Origin of the sequence: Chryseobacterium sp., assembly GCF_019236175.1 — a bacterium.
In the GTDB taxonomy this organism is placed as follows: Bacteria; Bacteroidota; Bacteroidia; order Flavobacteriales; family Weeksellaceae; genus Chryseobacterium.
The window spans coordinates 310,850-329,125 of record NZ_JAFAJM010000009.1 but is presented as its reverse complement, the minus strand read 5'-3'; the positions used below and the strand labels follow the sequence as shown (position 1 = coordinate 329,125).

The following is an 18,276-nucleotide window of genomic DNA, read 5'->3' as shown; positions in this document are numbered from 1 at the left end:
AAAAGTAATGAAGAAGAAACTTTCTTTTTTTGTTTTTCTTTTAAGTGTAGGACTGGCTAATGCCCAGGTAGAAGAAAAAAAAATGGATGAACTGATCCGGAATACCCTGAAAACCTTTGATGTTCCCGGCATGTCTGTAGGAATTGTTAAAGATGGAAAAGTTACCTATTCCAAAGGTTTCGGAGTCCGTTCTCTTACAACAAAGCAGCCGATGGATGATCAGACATTAGTGGGAATTGCCTCCAATTCTAAAGGATTTACCTGTGTGGCATTGGCAATTTTGGCAGATGAAGGAAAACTAAACTGGGACGATAAGGTTTCAAAATATATTCCTGAGTTTCAGATGTATGATCCGTATGTCTCTCAAAATGTTACGATAAAAGACCTGATTACCCACAGGGCAGGATTAGGACTTGGGCAGGGAGATCTTATGTTTTTTCCTGAAGGAGGAAACTTAACGGTAAATGATATTGTTCACAATGTACGATACCTGAAACCAGAAAATCCTTTCAGAACAAAATTAGATTATAATAATATTATGTTTATTGTTGCCGGGGAAATCATCCACAGAATTTCGGGATTAAGCTGGGCAGAATTTGTTGAACAGAGAATTATGAAACCTGTAGGGATGACCTCTAGCTTCGGAAGTTATAACAGAGCAAAGGCGGCAGCTAATAAAATTGATGCTCATGCCCCGGTAGACGGAAAGGCAATTGCTGTTCCGCATGACTGGAATGAAACAGCGAATGCTGCCGGCGGAATCATGAGTAATATTAAAGATATGACAGCCTGGGCAGAATGTCTGCTCAATAATTTCACGACTAAAGACGGGAAAAAATTGGTTTCGGATAAAAATGCACAACAACTTTGGAGCATTCAGATTCCTGATAGAGTAGCGGCAAAAAATCCTTATGATACGAGTTTTTACGGATATGGTTTAGGCTGGTTCCTGAGTGATGTGAAAGGACATAAGCAGGTACAGCACACAGGAGGTCTGATTGGAACGGTTACACAATTTACATTGATTCCGGATCTGAAGTTGGGAATTGTCGTGTTAACGAACCAACAATCCGGAGCTGCTTTCAATACCGTTACCAATACCGTAAAAGATTCTTACCTGGGTGTAGAAGACAGAAACTGGCTGAAAACATATGGGGAAAGAGTGTCTAAAATGGAAACCGAATACAGTAAACAAAAGAAAGATGCTTTTGCAAAATCTGAAATGTTTAAAAAAGAAAAAGCACTTCAGCCGAAAGCAGAACAGTTTACAGGAACCTACAATGATATCTGGTTTGGCGATGTCGAAATTACACAGCAGGAAAACACATTCCGGATTTCATGTAAAAACTCCCCAAGATTAAAGGGAGAATTACTTCCGTATTCTAACAGCTCTTTTATTATCAAATGGGACGACAGAAGCTACGATGCGGATGCTTATATTATTTTCAGTTATGATGAGAACGGAAAAGCCGTGTCGGCAAAACTGAAACCTATTTCTGATGTGACCGATTTCAGTTTTGATTTTGATGATCTGGATCTGAAGAAAAAGTAGTGATACTCAATTTAAAAAGGAACGGGTCTTAGCCCGTTCTTTTTATATATGGCATATGATAACCATTCCTTGAGATAAGTTTTAGTAAAAAATCATTACTGAAATAAAGTAAGATCCTGTTCAGTACGGGAAAGTTCCGTATTGAGATGTTGTTTTTCAAAGAATTTTTTTAATTCAAGCAAACGCTTCTTATGGCTATAGGATAGGCTTGAATTTAGCTTCATCTGACATAGGGAACATGCTCTTGCCGGATGAAAATCTGTTTCTGTAAGGGTATTGGTTCCGTTCATGACACAGTAGGCATTCAGACAGTGACTGATCCCAAACATATGTCCGATTTCGTGCGAACTGATCTTTATAAGTCTTAAAAAACTTTCATTAAAATTAGATTCGGTTAATCCGCCATTTGCAAATCTGTAGATAGAGGTTACCCCTACACCGTCATCATAAGAAGCGAATCCGAAAACGTAGTTCCAGTCTGGTCTGGGGAAAAGATCTTTTTCTGTAATTCCCATAAGAATAACGGCATCCTTGGGTTTGTTTTTAATTAAAATATCATCAAGGACATAGCCTGCCCATATTTGCTCATGTCCTTCTTTAGAAATTCTTTTTGCTGACTTAGGAAAAACAGTAATGGATAAACCGGGCAGTATCTTGGTTTCCAGCTGAAAATAAATCTGCAGATATTCTTGGGTACGTGCTATTTCCTTTCTTTGAAGCGCATCGAAATTTCCGATAGGCTGTAGATAAATTGTTTTTTTTCCCGGTTCGGGTTTTATTTTTTTTGATTTTTGAAAATCTTTAAACTGCTGAAATTTTTCATCATGATGATATCTCCAGCTTCCGGGCTTGGGAGTGGAGAGTTGAATATCATTGGCAGCAATGGTTTGAAAATAATTTTTTTCTTTTTTCTGACATGAGAAAAAGAAAATACATACTAACGGATAAAAAAGGAATGAGATCAAGTTATATTTTCCCGGGTTCATAAAAAAACAGGAGTTTCTTTTTAGCCCCGTCAAATTCGGACCATGAGTTACAATCAACTTCAAAGCCTGCAACACCACAAGTGGGAAAATGGAAAATATCTTCAGAAATGGAATTGGCAAAATTAGAAATTCCATTGTTATGGGAGAAAAAAGCAACTGAGCTTAATTGGTCATCCAGATCATAAATGACGGATTCAAAATTCCTTTCCGAAGGATTATACAATTTATCATTGGTAGAAAAATTAAGCTGGTAAGTCTGATTGAAAATTTTACATGTATTCAAGGCGCGGACTGCCGGGCTTGAAATAAAATGATCAATAGAAATATCATGGCTTTTCAGGAACCTGGACATGTTCATGGCATCCTCCAGACCTTTATCTGCCAAAGGTCTGTCAAAGTCCTCTGTCTCTTCCGGCCAGTCGCTTTTTGCATGTCTTACGAGGATCAGTTTCTTCATATATCTGTTTTTTGGAAGATTAAAATTATAAAAAAAAATACGGAATAAAACATGATTTATATAAAAAAACTGCGTTATGAATAAAATCATTAAATTTTACTAAATTTGCAGACTTATGGGACAAATCCTTGCAATAGACTATGGAAAGGCCCGTTGTGGTATTGCTGCAACGGATGATATGCAGCTTATAGCCAGTGGTCTGGATACGGTGGATACTCGTTTTCTTATAGATTTTTTGAAAAAATATGTAAGTGAAAACAAAGTAGATGAAGTAGTGATTGGGCTCCCCATAGATTTGAAAGGAAACATTTCAGAGGTGGAAACCGATATTTTAAAATTCATTGAAGTATTTAAGAAAGAATTTTCGGATATTGCGGTTCATCGTTTTGATGAAAGGTTTACTTCCAAAATGGCCTCTTTTTTCATTTCTCAAAGTGGGAAAAGTAAAAAAAAGCGGCAGGAAAAAGGATTAATAGATAAAGTAAGTGCAACAATTATATTGCAAAATTTTTTAGAACAAAGATTAAGATGATTTTACCGATAAGAGCTTTTGGAGATCCTGTTTTGAGAAAAGTAGGAAAAGATATAGACAAAGATTATCCGGGTTTGCAGGAACTTGTAGATAATATGTTTGAAACGATGTACAGTGCAAACGGAATAGGTCTTGCAGCACCTCAGATCGGTTTGGATATCCGTCTGTTTGTAATAGATGTAACCCCTCTTGCAGAAGATGAGGATTATGAAGATATTAAGGATGAACTGGCAGAGTTCAAAAAAGTTTTCATCAATGCCAGAATTCTTGAAGAATCAGGAGAAGAATGGAAATTTAATGAAGGTTGTCTGTCTATTCCGGATGTGAGAGAAGATGTGAAAAGAAAAGGGACGATCGTTATTGAATATTATGACGAAAATTTTGTGAAACATACAGAAACTTTTTCCGATATTAGAGCCCGCGTAATTCAGCATGAGTACGACCATATTGAAGGGGTTCTGTTTACCGATCATTTAAGCGCTTTGAAGAAAAAGCTGGTAAAAGGTAAACTGACAAAAATCTCTCAGGGTGATGTCAGCATTGGTTACAAAATGAGATTTCCAAAATAGTTTAAACAAGGATTAAAAAGAGATAATAAAAAGCAAAAAGCTAAAGCTAGTTGCAAAATTTACAAAAAATAAAATTATGCTGTTAGAAAAAATAATTTCAATTTCTGGAAAACCAGGACTTTTCAAATTAGTTTCTCAATTAAGAAACGGATTCATTATCGAGGATGTTACCAATAAGAAAAAAGTGAGCATTGGTAATTCTAGTCAGGTAAGTTTATTGGATAATATCGCGATGTTTACCTTTGAAAAAGAAGTTCCTTTGTTCGAAGTTTTTGAAAATATTGCTAAAAACAACGACTATAAGGAGACTATTTCTCACAAATCTTCTGATTCAGATCTGAAAGACTTTATGTTGACTTCTCTTCCTAATTATGATACAGAAAGAGTATATTCTTCTGATATCAAAAAATTAGCTCAGTGGTACAATATTCTTCAGAAAGCAGGATACATTACTCCTGAAAGCTTCGTAAAAGCAGAACCGGAAACTTTAGAAGGCGAGCCTGCAGAAGAAGTAAGTGTAGAAAAAGAAGCTCCTAAGAAGGCTGCACCAAAAGCAGAAAAGCCTGCTGCACCAAAAGTGAAGGCTACTTCAGCGGCAAAGTCAGCTCCTAAAAGTACACACACTAAAAAAGGATAATTCATTTATTGAATTGAAAATACAGTCCTGTTGAGATTTTTCTTGACAGGATTTTTTTTAGTTTATTGTGGCTATCTGATATCGGAAACCTGAGTATTCCGGGGATCACATTTTTTTGTAAACCTTCAGTAATGAACTTCCGAACTCCTGTCTCCCAACTTTCAATTCAAACGTTTGCAGCGGATCCCAAATAACCCTTACCTTTGTATAAGATTGAATGACTCATTATTATGAATACGAAACAGGAAAAGTTAGAAGCCTTCGGAAGATTACTGGATATCATGGATGATCTTCGTGAGAAATGCCCATGGGACCAGAAACAGACGCTACAGTCACTTCGTCATCTGACTCTGGAGGAAACATATGAGCTTTCAGATGCTATTTTGCAGGAAGACCTGCAGGAAATCAAGAAAGAACTCGGCGATGTACTTCTTCATCTGGTTTTCTATTCTAAAATTGGTTCTGAAAAAGGAAGTTTTGATATCGCAGATGTCATCAATTCTCTCAATGAAAAGCTGATCTTCCGTCATCCTCATATTTATGGAGATACTGAAGTAAAAGATGAAGAAGAGGTGAAACAGAACTGGGAAAGACTGAAACTGAAAGAAGGTAATACATCTATTCTCGGAGGAGTTCCTAAAAGTCTTCCGAGTATTGTAAAAGCTTACAGAATTCAGGATAAAGTAAAAGGGATCGGTTTTGAATTTCATGATGCAGAAGATGCCTGGAAAAAAGTAGATGAAGAAATTCAGGAGTTTCATGAGGAAACGGATCCTGATAAAAAAGAGCAGGAATTGGGAGATGTATTTTTTTCACTTATTAATTATGCCAGAATTTCGGGAATTAATCCGGATTCAGCTCTGGAAAGAACCAATCTTAAGTTTATTTCAAGATTCCAGAAAATGGAAGTTCTTGCTGTTGAACAAGATTTAAAACTAGCTGATATGTCACTGGAAGAAATGGATGTTCTCTGGGAAAAGGCTAAACAACTATTATCATGTTGAATTTGGAATAATTAATGCTACTTTAGTTTCTGTTAAATGTTAAAAAACAAAAAAATGCTGCGCTTTCTTATCTTACCTTTTGTCTTTTTACTGAGTTGTAATCCTAAAGCTCAGAATTCTCCGTCTAATAATGGGGAATTAGAACTACAATTTTCTTTACCTAAAAAATTAAAGGAAGTATCCGGTATTACGCTGTCACAAGATAAAAAAACAATTTGGGTAATTGAAGACCGGGGAAATAAAAATGCGGTATACGGGATGAATGACAAAGGAGAAATGCTTGCCAAAGTTCCTGTGGAAAATGCCGAAAATACAGACTGGGAAGATATTATTTCTGATACTCAGGGTAATATTTATATTGGTGATTTTGGAAATAATGATAATGACAGAAGAGATCTCGCTATTCTGAAAACCGATCTGAGAGATCCTTCCCAAAAAACGACAAAAGTAGTTCAGACCACTAAGTTTCATTATGAAGGACAGACAGACTTTCCGCCTAAAAAATCAAATCTGCTGTATGACTGTGAAGCATTTGTAGAAATGAATGGTAATTTTTATCTGTTTACAAAAAACAGAAGTAAAGGTTTTGACGGTACTTTTTTAGTATTTAAGGTTCCTAATAAGGAAGGTGATTTTGAAGCTAAATTAATCGGAAGACTTAAATTGCAGGGGGGGTACAATGATGCTGCGATTACCTCCGCGACAATCAACAGTACAAAAAATAAAATTGTGCTGCTGACTCATAAGAATGTGCATGTGCTTACAGGATTCAGTGCAGATAATTTCAGTACGGTGAACATTCAGAAAATTCCTCTACATCATAACTCACAGAAAGAAGCTATTGTATTTTCGGATGATAAAACACTGATCATTGCAGATGAGAAAGCTAAAAATGAAGGCGGAAACGTATACAAGTTTTCGCTTTAATAAGATGTTCTGTTTACAATATATAAGAAAATCCACAATACTGATTGTGGATTTTTTCAGATGTTATGGTGTCAGATAAGAGATGTGAATATTTCCGCTTGAAAGCCTGAAATCCTGTGTATAACGACAGCGTATTCTGAATGTATCTCCCACGTTAAAAAAATTAATAGAAGAAAGATTGTGATTCAGCCCTGTGGTACGTTCTCCATGACCGGTGGATAGGGCCGAAAGAGTTACTGTAGAAGGAGAGACTCTCTGGATGTAAGAATTGGCTGTTCCGGCAGTATACCCGTTTCCGTTTAAATTGAGATCATAGGTAATATAGGGCACAATATTATAGTATCCCTGTTTGGCTACGGTAAAAAGACCGGTACTGGTATTATAGGTCAGATAAGCATTATCAATTTTATTACTGATGTTATACACATAGGTTTGTGAATAATTTTCATGAGTACTGACCGGGGTGCTATGTGTGCCTGTATAACTTCCACTACCGGGACTGATTGTTGTTTTGTTTCCCACGAAAACAACTTTCAGGAAATTCTCAGATTCAATACTTCTCCATACAGGAGCATTATCAGTACCATTTGACATGAGAAATTCTCCTCTGTTTCCTGAATTCCCTCTGGTATTTGCAGTTCCTCCTACATTCAGATCTTTTACGACCTGAAGAGAACCGTTAACATGTAAAGAGCTTTGTGGGGTAGGAGTAAGGATCCCTACTTGTGCGTTTGAAATTATGGACATAGCAAATAAGGCCATGTATAATAGCTTTTTTCTCATTCCGAAGTGTTTTTTTATTGAATAATTTTAAGCAAATATAATTTTTTAGAAATATTTAATTTTTTTTAAAGTCGGCAAACATATTCATCTATGGATAAGTGAAGCATGCAACGCTTGAAATATGGTACCTGTTTGAAATTCATATTTACTTTATTGCTGAAAATCTGTAAATTAAATAAGTGAATATTAAATTTTATTTATTTTTGATAAACGTCTGAAAAGTGATTTTTCAACGGCATAAAAAAACAACCACGTATGGGTTGTTTTTATTAGTGTTTTAACATGTATTTTCCGGATATTATTAAAAATTCATTCCGATACCGGCAGAGATTCTTCCACCATCTGAACCATAGAAATAATTTAATCTTGCGGATATCATTTCTACAAGGCTCAGCCAGACTCCGGCTCCAACAGACTGGTGCCATTTTCTGGAATCTTCATTGTCATTCCAGACACGTCCCACATCATAACCAATAAGAATTCCCAGATTGGCAGGGATGATGTTATTCCTTATTCTGCCAAAATCCCATCGTACTTCCGAGTTATTGGTAAAATAAGATCTGCCCGAGAACCTGTCGTTTCTGAAAGCCCTCATTCCGTTGTCCCCTCCAATGGCTGCCGCCTGATAAAATTCAAAATTATTATTATTGATCCAGAAGGCATTGCTGGAATTGGCAAATACAAAATTTCCTTTTTTATCGATTCTGTGATCAATAGCTAATCTTCCTTTTAAGGTCAGGAAATTCCGGTTAAAGTCTGAAAAGGCAGCTTTCCAGTCTGCATTAAGCATAAACTCCAGTCCAAGGGTAGGAAATGCCACATTATCTGCATTTTTATAGCTGAATGTATAGTTGGCTCCTACAAATTGCTGACTGTCAAAAACCTCAGGCCTTACATCCGGTGAAATGTTGATGAAACGATCCGCTTTGCTTTGTACTTTATTATCTTCAAAAGTCAATTGAATCTGATGGGCAAAATTCATCCAGCTTTTTTTGGAGATGGAAGGAGCGAAATTGAATTTAGAGATTCTGGCTCTGTTGTATTCTCTTTCTGTGTTTTCTTTATCATATTCACTTTCATTAGACAATCCAAAGAAGTTCTGGGAAAATCTAGGGGTCGTATAAGCCGCATCCAGATTAAAATCCCAGCCTGAAATAGCTTTTTTGAATATTCCTTTATAAGCAAGGCTGAATCCTGCTGTAGCAGTGTAGAAATTCGCTTTTAAACTATGCTTTTGGGTAAAGGGATCGCGGATGAAATTATTGACTGTATAATTAGCCAGAACACCAATGATTACTCCGTCATCCGGGTTGTAATCAGCATTGGGATAGCCGGCAAATGAATTGTATTTGGGATGTTTATAATTATAGGTATTGATATCATAATCATCACTGATATTCTTTGTAGCGTTATGGGAATTATACGTGTTCTTTTGAGATCTGAAATCATAGATTTTCACCTTTCTTCCGTCTGTAACATTGTAGGTGTCATGATTGTATCCACCTATCAATCTGATATTCATTTTTGGATTCCCGCTACCCGTTACTTCATACACATCATCATCCTCTAATCCGTAGATCCAGAGTTCTTTGGTTTTTGAATCGTCATATGTCTTTTCAAAAACCAACTCGTTTTTATCTTTATTTTTTCCTAATTTATATTGCTGTACCTGTACAGAATGGCCTTGTTTTGTAATCACAAACTTATCAGGATTTACAGTTCCAACAAGCGGAACTTTTTTCTGTAATACATCATAATACTCTGTAGCGTACGTTTGTAACTTTGTCTTCCGTATTTTTAATTTTTTCTGGATATCGGCAATGGTTTCATCCTGCACTTCTTTTGGCAGGTTGTGGAAAGCATCATCAATATCGGTATCGGTAAGGTGTTCCTGAATGTATTTCGCCTGTTCCCGCCATTCTTCCTGAGTTGAACTCTTTAAAAATACCAGATCCATTGGATAGGGCTCCATATTTAACCATTTAACACTGCTGATATCTTCCGTAAATGTTTTCATATGGCGGATGGCCGGTACATTCATAATAATTTTGAAGGCAGCTCCGTCGTATTTACTGAAAGCCTGATCTCTGTCTTTTGGAATAGGTTTGTAAATAACCTTATCTCCGTCTTCATATTCCGCCCATTTCCACTGATCGGAATGTCTGTCCCAGTCTCCGATGAGCATATCAAAAATCCTTGCTCTGATATAAGACTCTCTGTCAACAGAATATTTGGGACTTTTAAAAATGTTTTTCAGAACATCATCGGTAGACAGAATATCCCTGGCATTATCAAGAGAAGCTAATGTTTTGGGATCGGAAGAAAAACGTTCTTCGATCATATACATTTCATCCCCATAGTTTTCGTTGTATTTTCCTAAAGCCTGCTGCTTAGGAATGTAATATAATTTTGGATTACTATGGAAAATATTCAGTTTATCCGACATATTTCCAATGGTAAACGGAGTAAAAGGATGATTCGTTGTATAAAAGTCTAACAAAAACTTTTCAGGAAATGTGTCGTTGAGTTCTTCCCCAAAAGTACTTTTTGTAAAAGCCATATTGTTAAGGAAGCGGATGGCACTTTTTTTCACTCCTCTCATCACGAATTCCTGTCCGTCTTTTGCTTTTAGCCTTAAACTGTTGGATTGATTTCCGCCTCCTTCTCTGAAAGGAATGTATCCTCCATTCAGTTCTGAAAGGTTGGCGGTGGGAGCTTCAACAGGAATTCCGTAGTATCTTCTGTAATGATCCCCCCAAAGCCATCGGTAAAACTTTCCTTTTTGAGTAAGCTGAACCGGATAAATGGTAGAAGTAACAGTTGGTGGTAGTATATTAGGAAAATTATTCACAAATACATCAGGTTTGGAAATGACAGATATATGAGTGAGCTTTTGCAGACGGGCATCTTTTGTTGAAAAAAACTCAACATCTGTGCTTTGATCTTTTCTTACGTTTAAGACGGCAAAACCATTATTTCCATAAGAGAAGTCTGTTTTTTCAGCAATGGTAGACGGGTTGGTTTTAGAGCCTGCTCCGCTGATGATCTGTCTTATATTTCTGTCTTCGTGATATTGTAAATTATGATCGTGTCCTGAGACAAAAACAATATTTTCTTTATCCTGAACAATACTTTTCAACCGGTTGGCAAGATCTGCATAATGCTGGTTGTTGATATCTGCGGGGCTTACTCCTGAGGAACTCCTCAATACATTAATAAAGCTGGCAATAACCGGAACCGGAACTTTACTTCCAAGTGGAAAAAGATGAGACTTTGCGGAGGTAAAACCTGCATGGGTTGAGCTGCTGATCACGGGATGATGCAACGCTACAATTATTCTTTTTCCCTGATTTTTAATAATAAGATCTTTAAACTCATCGAAAAAATCTTCACGGGTTTTGATATCACAATTTTTATTGATTCCCGGGTGCTGGTCCCAGTTGGTAATAGCCCATTCGGTATCAACAACAATTAATTTAATATCTTTAGAAATGTTGATATCATCTATAGGACATCCGTTTTTGGGAAGAAAAGACTTTTTATCATCGAAGTATTTCTTGACAAATGTTTCCTGGGCCTGTAGTCCGTCTAATCCGTTGTACCAGTCATGGTTTCCCGGAATGACTAATGTTTTTCCTTTAAAATTTTTGGTAATATCAAGCTGGTTTTTGAGCTTTTGTTCAGCCAGAGCATAGCCTTTGTCCTTTTTTCTAGGCATTCCGTTGGGATAAATATTGTCTCCCAAAAAAATCAGCATGGAATTGCTATCAGCGGAATCCAGTTTACCTTTCAGTAAATTTAATGTTTTTTGTGCCTGAGGTTCATCTGCATTTCCGGCGTCTCCGATGAGGAAGAATTTAAAATCATTTTCGGATTTTATTTCGGAATCTTTTATTTCAAATACGTTTTTGCCCTTTTGTACGTTATATGTTGCGCAGGAATACAGGACTCCGGCGGACAATACTGTTCTCAGAACAATAGAAGTATTTTTTAGATGAGTTTTAAAGGATAAATTCATAAATTTACATTAACAAAAATTCAGGAATGAGCATTCTACACAAAGCGAAAAATTATGTTGAAATCTTATTCAAAGATAAGCTATCTTCAGTATATTTTTATCATAATTTTATTCATACCGCTTATACGGTTAACAAGGCGGAAGAAATCATGAAAAACACCCCTGTTTCTGAAGAGGAGCAGGAGAAGGTGCTTGTGGCGCTATGGTTTCATGATACCGGTTATATAGAATGTGCACAGAACCACGAAGAGAGGGGCGTGGAAATTATGAGAGATTTTCTGACCAAAGAAAATTATCCTGATAATTATATTGCAGATGTAGCCAGGCTGATTATGGCCACTAAAATCAATTATGAGCCTCAGAATTTACTGGAGAAAATTGTAAAAGATGCCGATTTCAGCCATTTTGCGGGACATGATTATAATGATATTTCTGATGCTTTGAGAAAGGAATGGGAACTGACGAATGTAAGATGTTTCTCCAATAATGAATGGAATACCGGAAATCTGGATATGCTGAAAAATAGGCATACCTATTATACGGATTATGCTAAAGAAAACTGGGAGCCTTTAAAAAAGAAGAATATTAAAAAGATCGAAAAGAAGTTGGAAAAAGAAGAGGAAAAGAAAGAGGGTAAAAAAGAAGACAAGAAAGATAATTCTGAAGGGAAAAAAGATAAAGAAAAATCAGACAGAAGCGTAGATACGCTATTCAGAGTTACTTTAAATAATCATACCAGACTGAGTGATATTGCAGACAGTAAAGCCAATATTCTGCTGTCCGTTAATGCCATTATTATTTCAGTCTGCCTTTCGGTACTGGTTCCGAAGCTGGATGCACCTAAAAACTCGCATCTTATTCTTCCGAGTTTTATATTGCTGCTATCCAGTGTACTGACCATTATATTTGCTATTCTTTCTACTAAACCCAATGTAACGAAAACAACATTCACGGCTCAGGATATCGCAAACAGAAAAGTAAATCTGCTGTTCTTTGGAAATTTCCAGCAGATGTTATTTGATGATTACCACAATGCGATGCGCGACCTGATTAAGGACAGAGATTATATTTACGATTCTATGGTGAAGGATTTATATTATTTGGGAAAGGTACTGGACAGGAAGTATAAGCTTTTATCCATTACTTATAAGATCTTTATGGCAGGAATTATTATTTCTGTATTATCTTTTGGAGTGGCTTTTCTAAGCCTGTAAGTGATAAAAAAGTTTAAAGAAAAAACATATGAAAGCCGGAATCTGTTCTTTCATCGTATTGATCACATGTTTTTTTTCATATGGAAATCTTACTGCAGCCTTGAAAAAAGAAAGGGCTGTTGCTGTTACTTATTATGTGTCTCCTGATGGGAATGACAGTAATTCGGGAACAAGAGCGGGTACTCCCTGGAAGACCATTGCCAAAATAAATTCACTCAGCTTTTCTCCTGGCGACAAAATCCTTTTTAAAAGTGGCGGAATATGGAATGAGATGCTTGTTCCCAAAGGTTCAGGTGCCGATGCTTCCCCAATTACAATTGATAAATACGGAGGAGAGGTTCTGCCAGTGATTAATGGTGGAGGAAAAACTAATAATTCAAGTACTCTTCACCTCAATAAGGTATCTTACTGGGAAATTCGTAATCTGGAAATTACAAATACAGCTCCTGCAGGAACTGATTATGCTCTAACCGGAATTCGTGTGTCTGGTGGAACAATTTCTGAGGATGGTGTTCGTGGTATTACAATTAAAAATTGTTATGTACATGATGTTAATTCAGCAACTGACGGGCAAACTAACTATAATAAAAGCTCCGGAGGAATTATTCTTGATGGAAAAATATACGGTGCTTTAGTTCAAAACTGTCATATAGCAAACTGTGCTGTTGAAGGCTTACGAACTTCCGGCTCGCGAGAGATGCAGGCGCGTTCGAAAGATATCATATTCGATCATAACAGAATTGAAAATATTTATGGGGACGGCATTGTTATGTCAGGAGTGACCGGAGGATGTAAAATTATTTACAACAAAGTTGATAATGTATGTATGAATACCGGACTGCAAAACTATGCCGGTATATGGACGATCGGGAGTATTAATACGCTTGTCGCATATAATGAAGTCTGCGGATTGAAAGGCGGCGGTAAGAACGATGGGATGGCATTTGATGCAGACGGGTATGATGAGCAGAGTACAACTGATGGAGATATTTTTGAGTATAATTATTCTCATGATAACAACGGTGGCTTTTTCTTATTCATGAAAGATGCTAAAAATATTAGTGTACGATATAATGTAAGTGTTAATGATGTAGGGGTTTTAAAAGCCAGGAAACTTTTTCTGATTCAGAATAGTGTGAACACTTCAAGATATGTACATGATAATATATTCTTTATTAAGAACCCTGCAGATAAGCTTTTATGGGAAGGCAGCGGAGTAGAGTTTAAAAATAATATTTTCTATACTGTATCAACTATAAACATTCTTTCTGATAAAGAGATTACCGAAAAGGCGAGGTTTAATAATAATGTTTTTTATCCGGAATCGGTATTCTCATCATTGAATTGGGGAACATCAATTCAGGTCGGGAATCGTTTTTATAAGAAACCTGATTTTAAAGATGTTTTATTAAAAAGCGATTGTAGCTTTGAGAAAACATTTTTGCCCAACATATTCTATCCTCATGTGCAACCTCAGAATATACCTTCCGGGTATAACCGAAATTGCATACCTGTACAGAATAAAAACAATATTCTCAAATAAATCAGTGGAGAGACGATACCAGGGAAACTCTTAACGCAAGGAGCCCTGTAATTCCCTGAAGGTCTTCAACCTTAAGAAATTCTATATCATGCTGTAGAATTTCTTTCTTCTGTAGCTTTGTTACATAGTCCAGATATTCCTTTTGGTTTTCCATACCAAAATAGACAATGGTAATTTTTCCGGGTGCTGTGATTCTTTCCGAAGAATCTTTGACGTGGGCTTTATCCAGACGTTTTTTTATAATTTCATAGTAAGAATTATAGGCACCGTCTACATCAAAACGCTTTTCATCCATTCTGAAACGGATGTCTATTTTTTCATTATACACAAAAATAAGTGAAGCGATATCCAGAGGAATAGGAAGGTCTTTCTTAAAGGACTGGAATTCCTGTTCTATTTTACAGATGGTTTTTAACTGCCAGTATCTTAATTTGTGAACAACCTTTGTCGTATAATGAAGATCAGGTGCGATGGTGGTCCCAATATACAGGTTGTGCTCTATACCGTCAGACTTGAATCGTTCAAAATAATGCGGGAAAATCTGTTGAGCTTTCACCTGGCTTTCATCCAGTATATCTGCCAGTTTCCGGTTGACAAGAGTAATAGAATCATCCAGATTTTTCCGGTGGTTATAAAACAAATCAGTTTGTGCCCTTACTTGCAGGAAGTAATCTTTTATTTTTGATTTTACCTCTCTGGGAGCTCTCATTTCCAATTTCCCCTGCAAAAAAGGATGAATCTCTTCTCTCAGTAATCGCTGAAAGCGTTGTTCTGTATCTGCTTTGATTTCGTTATTCAGTTCGTTTTCAAAAACATCCAGAGCCAGCATGAATTTTTCCGAATCAGAATTCGTTAATATCAAAATTTGATTGAGCCACTCAATCTGCTGATTAAGATCTTCAAGCATTAATCTGAAACGTTTTTCCGATGAGGAACGGATGTCTGATACTCCAAATAACGGAGTGAGATTTTTAAATGATATTTCCTTTAAAGTATATATTTTCTTCCCAAGTGATGCTGTGAAATATTTTTCTGCCTCATTTCTGAACTTCCATACAACGCTGTCGTGAATGGTGGTATATTCACGCTGGATAATGGCTTCGATCTGATAGTTTTTCTCGAAGTAGAATCTGCTCAGTGAGAACAGAATCATATCGGTGAAAAATTCCATTTTTCTGAGTTTTAACCCGTTAAAACTAGCCGCGATAGGGGAGGTAAACTCCATGATGGCCAAGAGTTCATTGTCTTTCATAATAGGAATGACCATGAAGCTATTGACATTGTTGTCTTTCAGAATACTGAAGGAAGGAAGCTGTCTTATGTTCTCATCAAGATTGTTCACATCAGAAACAACGATTGATTTCGAATTATGACTTAAATTACTGAATGTATTTTTACGGGTTTCATCATCAAAGGTATTGATCCAGAAATCCAGAATATGATTGGTCAGAAGGCTTTCATATATGGGGAGTTTATCCAGTTTCTGTTCTTTTTTATTGAAAGTCATTAATCCAAAGCTTAATTCCGGAACATCAAAATAAGACTTGAAAATTTCAGTCAGGTTCTCATTCGGATTGAAATGCTCGGGATCAATCTCTATCATACTTGATTTTAAGTCTGATAATGCCACTTCAGAAGTACAGTCTACAAGAGAAATAATGGTAAATCCCTTTAATACCCATGACTGGGAGGGAAAATACTTTTTCCATAATTTAAAATCGTCGAGGTTTTCCAGCAGCATATCCATAATCTCATCAGATGGAATCTTAGCTTGTTCTGTAGGATAAATTTCTGTGAAATCTGAGTTGACCGTTATTTTATAATGTTTCATGATTCCCTGTTGATTCGGGATATCATAATAAAGCGGGATGGTACTTTTAATATCTTTTTTGAAGTAACTCTGAAGGATCAGGCAACAACAGAATACATAGAATTCGTTATCTGTAATATTTCTGAGTTCTATTTCAAAATCCTTTCCTGCGTCTTTAAGGATCGCTTTAAATCTTTCCGTATAATTAAATGTAATATTGGAAAGTGGGATACTTGCTGCTTTGATTTCATTATGGGTAAGACCGGTAGGAAAAAGGTCAGCAAGCAGTAATTTGATGAGGTCTTCGTGTTTTTCCAGCAGGCTTATATCCTGAAACCCCTCCTTGAGCTCTTTAAAATTTCTGGTACTCTCAATCAGGGATTCCGCATAGTTGACTCTGTATTCCAGACGGTCATTGTAGCGGATATGCTCCAGCACATCCAAGTATTTTTTGAATGATATGTAAACCTGAAAGGGGGAGTCTTTTTTGTAGAGATTAGCCAAAGCTGAAATTTAAAGTAAAGTTATGAAAAAAACATCATTTCCAGCTCTTATTCTTTTAGGATAGACCGTACTTATCGGGAAATTTATTTTATTTTTCTAATTAAAAAAATAAAACATGATATTATTATTTGCCTGAGTTTTCCTTTTAGGAAACCATCAGTAGACTATAATTTTATAAAAAAACCTTCCAGATCAACTGGAAGGTTTTTGATAGTATGTGGATAACTTTTTTTATAATCCGAACACTCTTGCAAACAGATCCGGGAAGATTCCAAGGATAATAATTGTTGCAATAACTACTACCGCAATAATGTTGTAAGTAAGTGTTACTTTTTCTGAAGACTTGAATGTTGATTCTTTAAAGAAGAACATCGCTACAATCAGTCTTAAATAATAAGCAATGGATAATGCTGAACCTAATACGGCTACCAATACTAAGAAAGCGGCACCATTCATAGCCTGAGAGAATAGGGCAAATTTTCCCATGAACCCGGCAGTTAGAGGAACTCCGGCCATTGAAAGCATAGAGATCGCAGCTGCTGTAGCTAATAAAGGTTCTGTTTTTGCTAATCCTTTGAACGCTCCGTAAGAGGTTTCTCTCTTTAATTTCTCTACCCAGATCAGACACATGAAAACACCTACTGTAGATAAAGAATAAGCGAATAAATAGAACGCTAGGTTATAAGTAGAAAGACTGGTCATTCCGAAGAATACCAATCCGATGTATCCTGCGTGAGAGACTGAAGAGTAAGCCAGCATTCTTTTAGCATTGGTCTGGGCAAGACCCATAACGTTTGCCAGTAATAAAGTGATGATTAAGAAGACTCCTAAAACATTGATCCATTCGTGAGTTACTCCTGCGAAACCGATGGTCATTAGTCTGAATAAGGCAAAGAAACCTGAAATCTTAACAACACTGGCCATAAAAGCAGTGATCAATGAAGGAGAACCCGTATATACATCAGGGCTCCACATGTGGAAAGGAGCTAATGCTACTTTAAATGCCAATGCACAAAGGATTAATAATACCCCTAGGATAAACATTACATTCGTAGCGTTGGCTACCCCAAAGTCATGAATTTTATAGAGATCAAAACTTCCTGCACTTCCGTAGATGAACGCAATTCCGAAAAGTAAAAAACCTGTCGCAAAAGCACCCATTAAAAAATACTTAATTGAAGCTTCGTTTGATCTTAGATCTGTTTTGTTGGCTCCGGCCATTACATATAACGGGATAGAAAGAATTTCAACACCTAGGAACATAGTGACTAAGTTCTGGTATCCGAAAAGAACAATCCCGCCACATAATGCAAATAGCATCAAAGCATATAATTCCGACTGGTGGCTTCTGTGATTGCTGAAAGCAAAACCTCCCAGGAAGAATAACAATAAGGTGGTTACAATTGATATTTTAGTGAATAATGCAGTATTAGCACTGTATTCATACATATGCTTGTAATGATCAAAGAATGAACATTCAGGCATGAAGCTTACATACAATGCAATGATTAAACCCAAAATCCCAATGTATCTTGCGAATTTTCCTTGTTCAAAAACTCCTGAAAATAACGCAACAACTGCCGTTAGGAAAACAATAATTAAAACACTCATAATATAGATTTGAGATGCGAGATTTGAAGTTTAAAGTTCAGTCTTTCAGGGTAAAGTTTCAGATTTAAAATCTCCTGCCTGTTTCCCTGTTTCTTGTCTTTTACTCTTCTCTAATCTCTTAATTTTTTA

At 36.4% G+C, this 18,276-nt stretch carries 14 protein-coding genes; 8 read left to right on the top strand and 6 right to left on the bottom strand.

Going from position 1 to position 18,276, the window contains the following annotated elements; translation table 11 throughout:
• Window positions 1-7 precede the first annotated feature (7 nt).
• A complete protein-coding gene (locus JO178_RS09035) occupies window positions 8-1,552 on the top strand; it encodes a serine hydrolase (protein WP_291934491.1) in 1,545 nt (514 codons plus the stop codon).
• A gap of 95 nt (window positions 1,553-1,647) precedes the next feature.
• On the opposite strand, the gene JO178_RS09030 is transcribed toward JO178_RS09035, so the two are convergent.
• Window positions 1,648-2,538, bottom strand: a complete 891-nt coding sequence (locus JO178_RS09030; protein ID WP_291934488.1) for an archaemetzincin — start codon at window positions 2,536-2,538, stop codon at window positions 1,648-1,650.
• Complete coding sequence (locus JO178_RS09025; protein ID WP_291934485.1) at window positions 2,519-2,995, bottom strand: histidine phosphatase family protein; 477 nt, start codon at window positions 2,993-2,995, stop codon at window positions 2,519-2,521. The genes JO178_RS09030 and JO178_RS09025 overlap by 20 nt, the downstream gene beginning before the upstream one ends.
• 115 nt (window positions 2,996-3,110) lie before the next feature.
• Between JO178_RS09025 and ruvX the strand changes: the two genes are divergently transcribed.
• The 5 genes from ruvX to JO178_RS09000 all read left to right on the top strand — a co-directional run bounded on the left by ruvX (window position 3,111) and on the right by JO178_RS09000 (window position 6,664).
• A complete protein-coding gene (gene ruvX / locus JO178_RS09020; RefSeq protein ID WP_291934482.1) occupies window positions 3,111-3,527 on the top strand; it encodes a Holliday junction resolvase RuvX in 417 nt (138 codons plus the stop codon).
• A complete protein-coding gene (gene def / locus JO178_RS09015) occupies window positions 3,524-4,096 on the top strand; it encodes a peptide deformylase (RefSeq protein ID WP_291934479.1) in 573 nt (190 codons plus the stop codon). The genes ruvX and def overlap by 4 nt, the downstream gene beginning before the upstream one ends.
• Window positions 4,097-4,172: 76 nt before the next feature.
• On the top strand, window positions 4,173-4,733 hold the full coding sequence (locus JO178_RS09010; RefSeq protein ID WP_291934476.1) for a DUF5606 domain-containing protein: 561 nt from the start codon (window positions 4,173-4,175) through the stop codon (window positions 4,731-4,733).
• Window positions 4,734-4,963: 230 nt separating this feature from the next.
• Window positions 4,964-5,737: a nucleoside triphosphate pyrophosphohydrolase gene (gene mazG / locus JO178_RS09005; protein ID WP_291934473.1), complete on the top strand. Its 774-nt coding sequence runs from the start codon at window positions 4,964-4,966 to the stop codon at window positions 5,735-5,737.
• A gap of 54 nt (window positions 5,738-5,791) precedes the next feature.
• Window positions 5,792-6,664 (top strand): hypothetical protein, encoded by an 873-nt coding sequence (locus tag JO178_RS09000; RefSeq protein ID WP_291934471.1) that lies wholly within the window; start codon window positions 5,792-5,794, stop codon window positions 6,662-6,664.
• Window positions 6,665-6,727: 63 nt separating this feature from the next.
• Here JO178_RS09000 and JO178_RS08995 read toward each other — a convergent pair whose 3' ends face one another.
• Both JO178_RS08995 and JO178_RS08990 read right to left on the bottom strand, forming a co-directional pair.
• Complete coding sequence (locus JO178_RS08995; RefSeq protein ID WP_291934469.1) at window positions 6,728-7,447, bottom strand: hypothetical protein; 720 nt, start codon at window positions 7,445-7,447, stop codon at window positions 6,728-6,730.
• 301 nt (window positions 7,448-7,748) lie between these two features.
• Window positions 7,749-11,465 carry a metallophosphoesterase gene (locus JO178_RS08990; RefSeq protein WP_291934467.1) on the bottom strand — a complete coding sequence of 1,239 codons (3,717 nt, stop codon included), beginning with the start codon at window positions 11,463-11,465 and terminating at the stop codon, window positions 7,749-7,751.
• A 26-nt stretch (window positions 11,466-11,491) separates the two neighbouring features.
• On the opposite strand from JO178_RS08990, the gene JO178_RS08985 reads away from it, so the two are divergent.
• On the top strand, window positions 11,492-12,679 hold the full coding sequence (locus tag JO178_RS08985) for a Pycsar system effector family protein (RefSeq protein ID WP_291934464.1): 1,188 nt from the start codon (window positions 11,492-11,494) through the stop codon (window positions 12,677-12,679).
• Window positions 12,680-12,707: 28 nt separating this feature from the next.
• A complete protein-coding gene (locus JO178_RS08980; protein ID WP_291934462.1) occupies window positions 12,708-14,222 on the top strand; it encodes a right-handed parallel beta-helix repeat-containing protein in 1,515 nt (504 codons plus the stop codon).
• 1 nt (window position 14,223) lies between these two features.
• On the opposite strand, the gene JO178_RS08975 is transcribed toward JO178_RS08980, so the two are convergent.
• Complete coding sequence (locus tag JO178_RS08975) at window positions 14,224-16,470, bottom strand: GAF domain-containing protein (protein ID WP_291934460.1); 2,247 nt, start codon at window positions 16,468-16,470, stop codon at window positions 14,224-14,226.
• 297 nt (window positions 16,471-16,767) lie between these two features.
• Window positions 16,768-18,147: an NADH-quinone oxidoreductase subunit N gene (locus JO178_RS08970; RefSeq protein ID WP_291934457.1), complete on the bottom strand. Its 1,380-nt coding sequence runs from the start codon at window positions 18,145-18,147 to the stop codon at window positions 16,768-16,770.
• Window positions 18,148-18,276: the final 129 nt, after the last annotated feature.

Bases quoted from the DNA above. Each gene is read 5' to 3' on its own strand.
- JO178_RS09035 (WP_291934491.1), top strand. From the start codon at position 8: ATGAAGAAGAAACTTTCTTTTTTTGTTTTTCTTTTAAGTGTAGGACTG.
- JO178_RS09030 (WP_291934488.1), bottom strand. From the start codon at position 2,538: ATGAACCCGGGAAAATATAACTTGATCTCATTCCTTTTTTATCCGTTA.
- JO178_RS09025 (WP_291934485.1), bottom strand. From the start codon at position 2,995: ATGAAGAAACTGATCCTCGTAAGACATGCAAAAAGCGACTGGCCGGAA.
- ruvX (WP_291934482.1), top strand. From the start codon at position 3,111: ATGGGACAAATCCTTGCAATAGACTATGGAAAGGCCCGTTGTGGTATT.
- def (WP_291934479.1), top strand. From the start codon at position 3,524: ATGATTTTACCGATAAGAGCTTTTGGAGATCCTGTTTTGAGAAAAGTA.
- JO178_RS09010 (WP_291934476.1), top strand. From the start codon at position 4,173: ATGCTGTTAGAAAAAATAATTTCAATTTCTGGAAAACCAGGACTTTTC.
- mazG (WP_291934473.1), top strand. From the start codon at position 4,964: ATGAATACGAAACAGGAAAAGTTAGAAGCCTTCGGAAGATTACTGGAT.
- JO178_RS09000 (WP_291934471.1), top strand. From the start codon at position 5,792: ATGCTGCGCTTTCTTATCTTACCTTTTGTCTTTTTACTGAGTTGTAAT.
- JO178_RS08995 (WP_291934469.1), bottom strand. From the start codon at position 7,447: ATGAGAAAAAAGCTATTATACATGGCCTTATTTGCTATGTCCATAATT.
- JO178_RS08990 (WP_291934467.1), bottom strand. From the start codon at position 11,465: ATGAATTTATCCTTTAAAACTCATCTAAAAAATACTTCTATTGTTCTG.
- JO178_RS08985 (WP_291934464.1), top strand. From the start codon at position 11,492: ATGAGCATTCTACACAAAGCGAAAAATTATGTTGAAATCTTATTCAAA.
- JO178_RS08980 (WP_291934462.1), top strand. From the start codon at position 12,708: ATGAAAGCCGGAATCTGTTCTTTCATCGTATTGATCACATGTTTTTTT.
- JO178_RS08970 (WP_291934457.1), bottom strand. From the start codon at position 18,147: ATGAGTGTTTTAATTATTGTTTTCCTAACGGCAGTTGTTGCGTTATTT.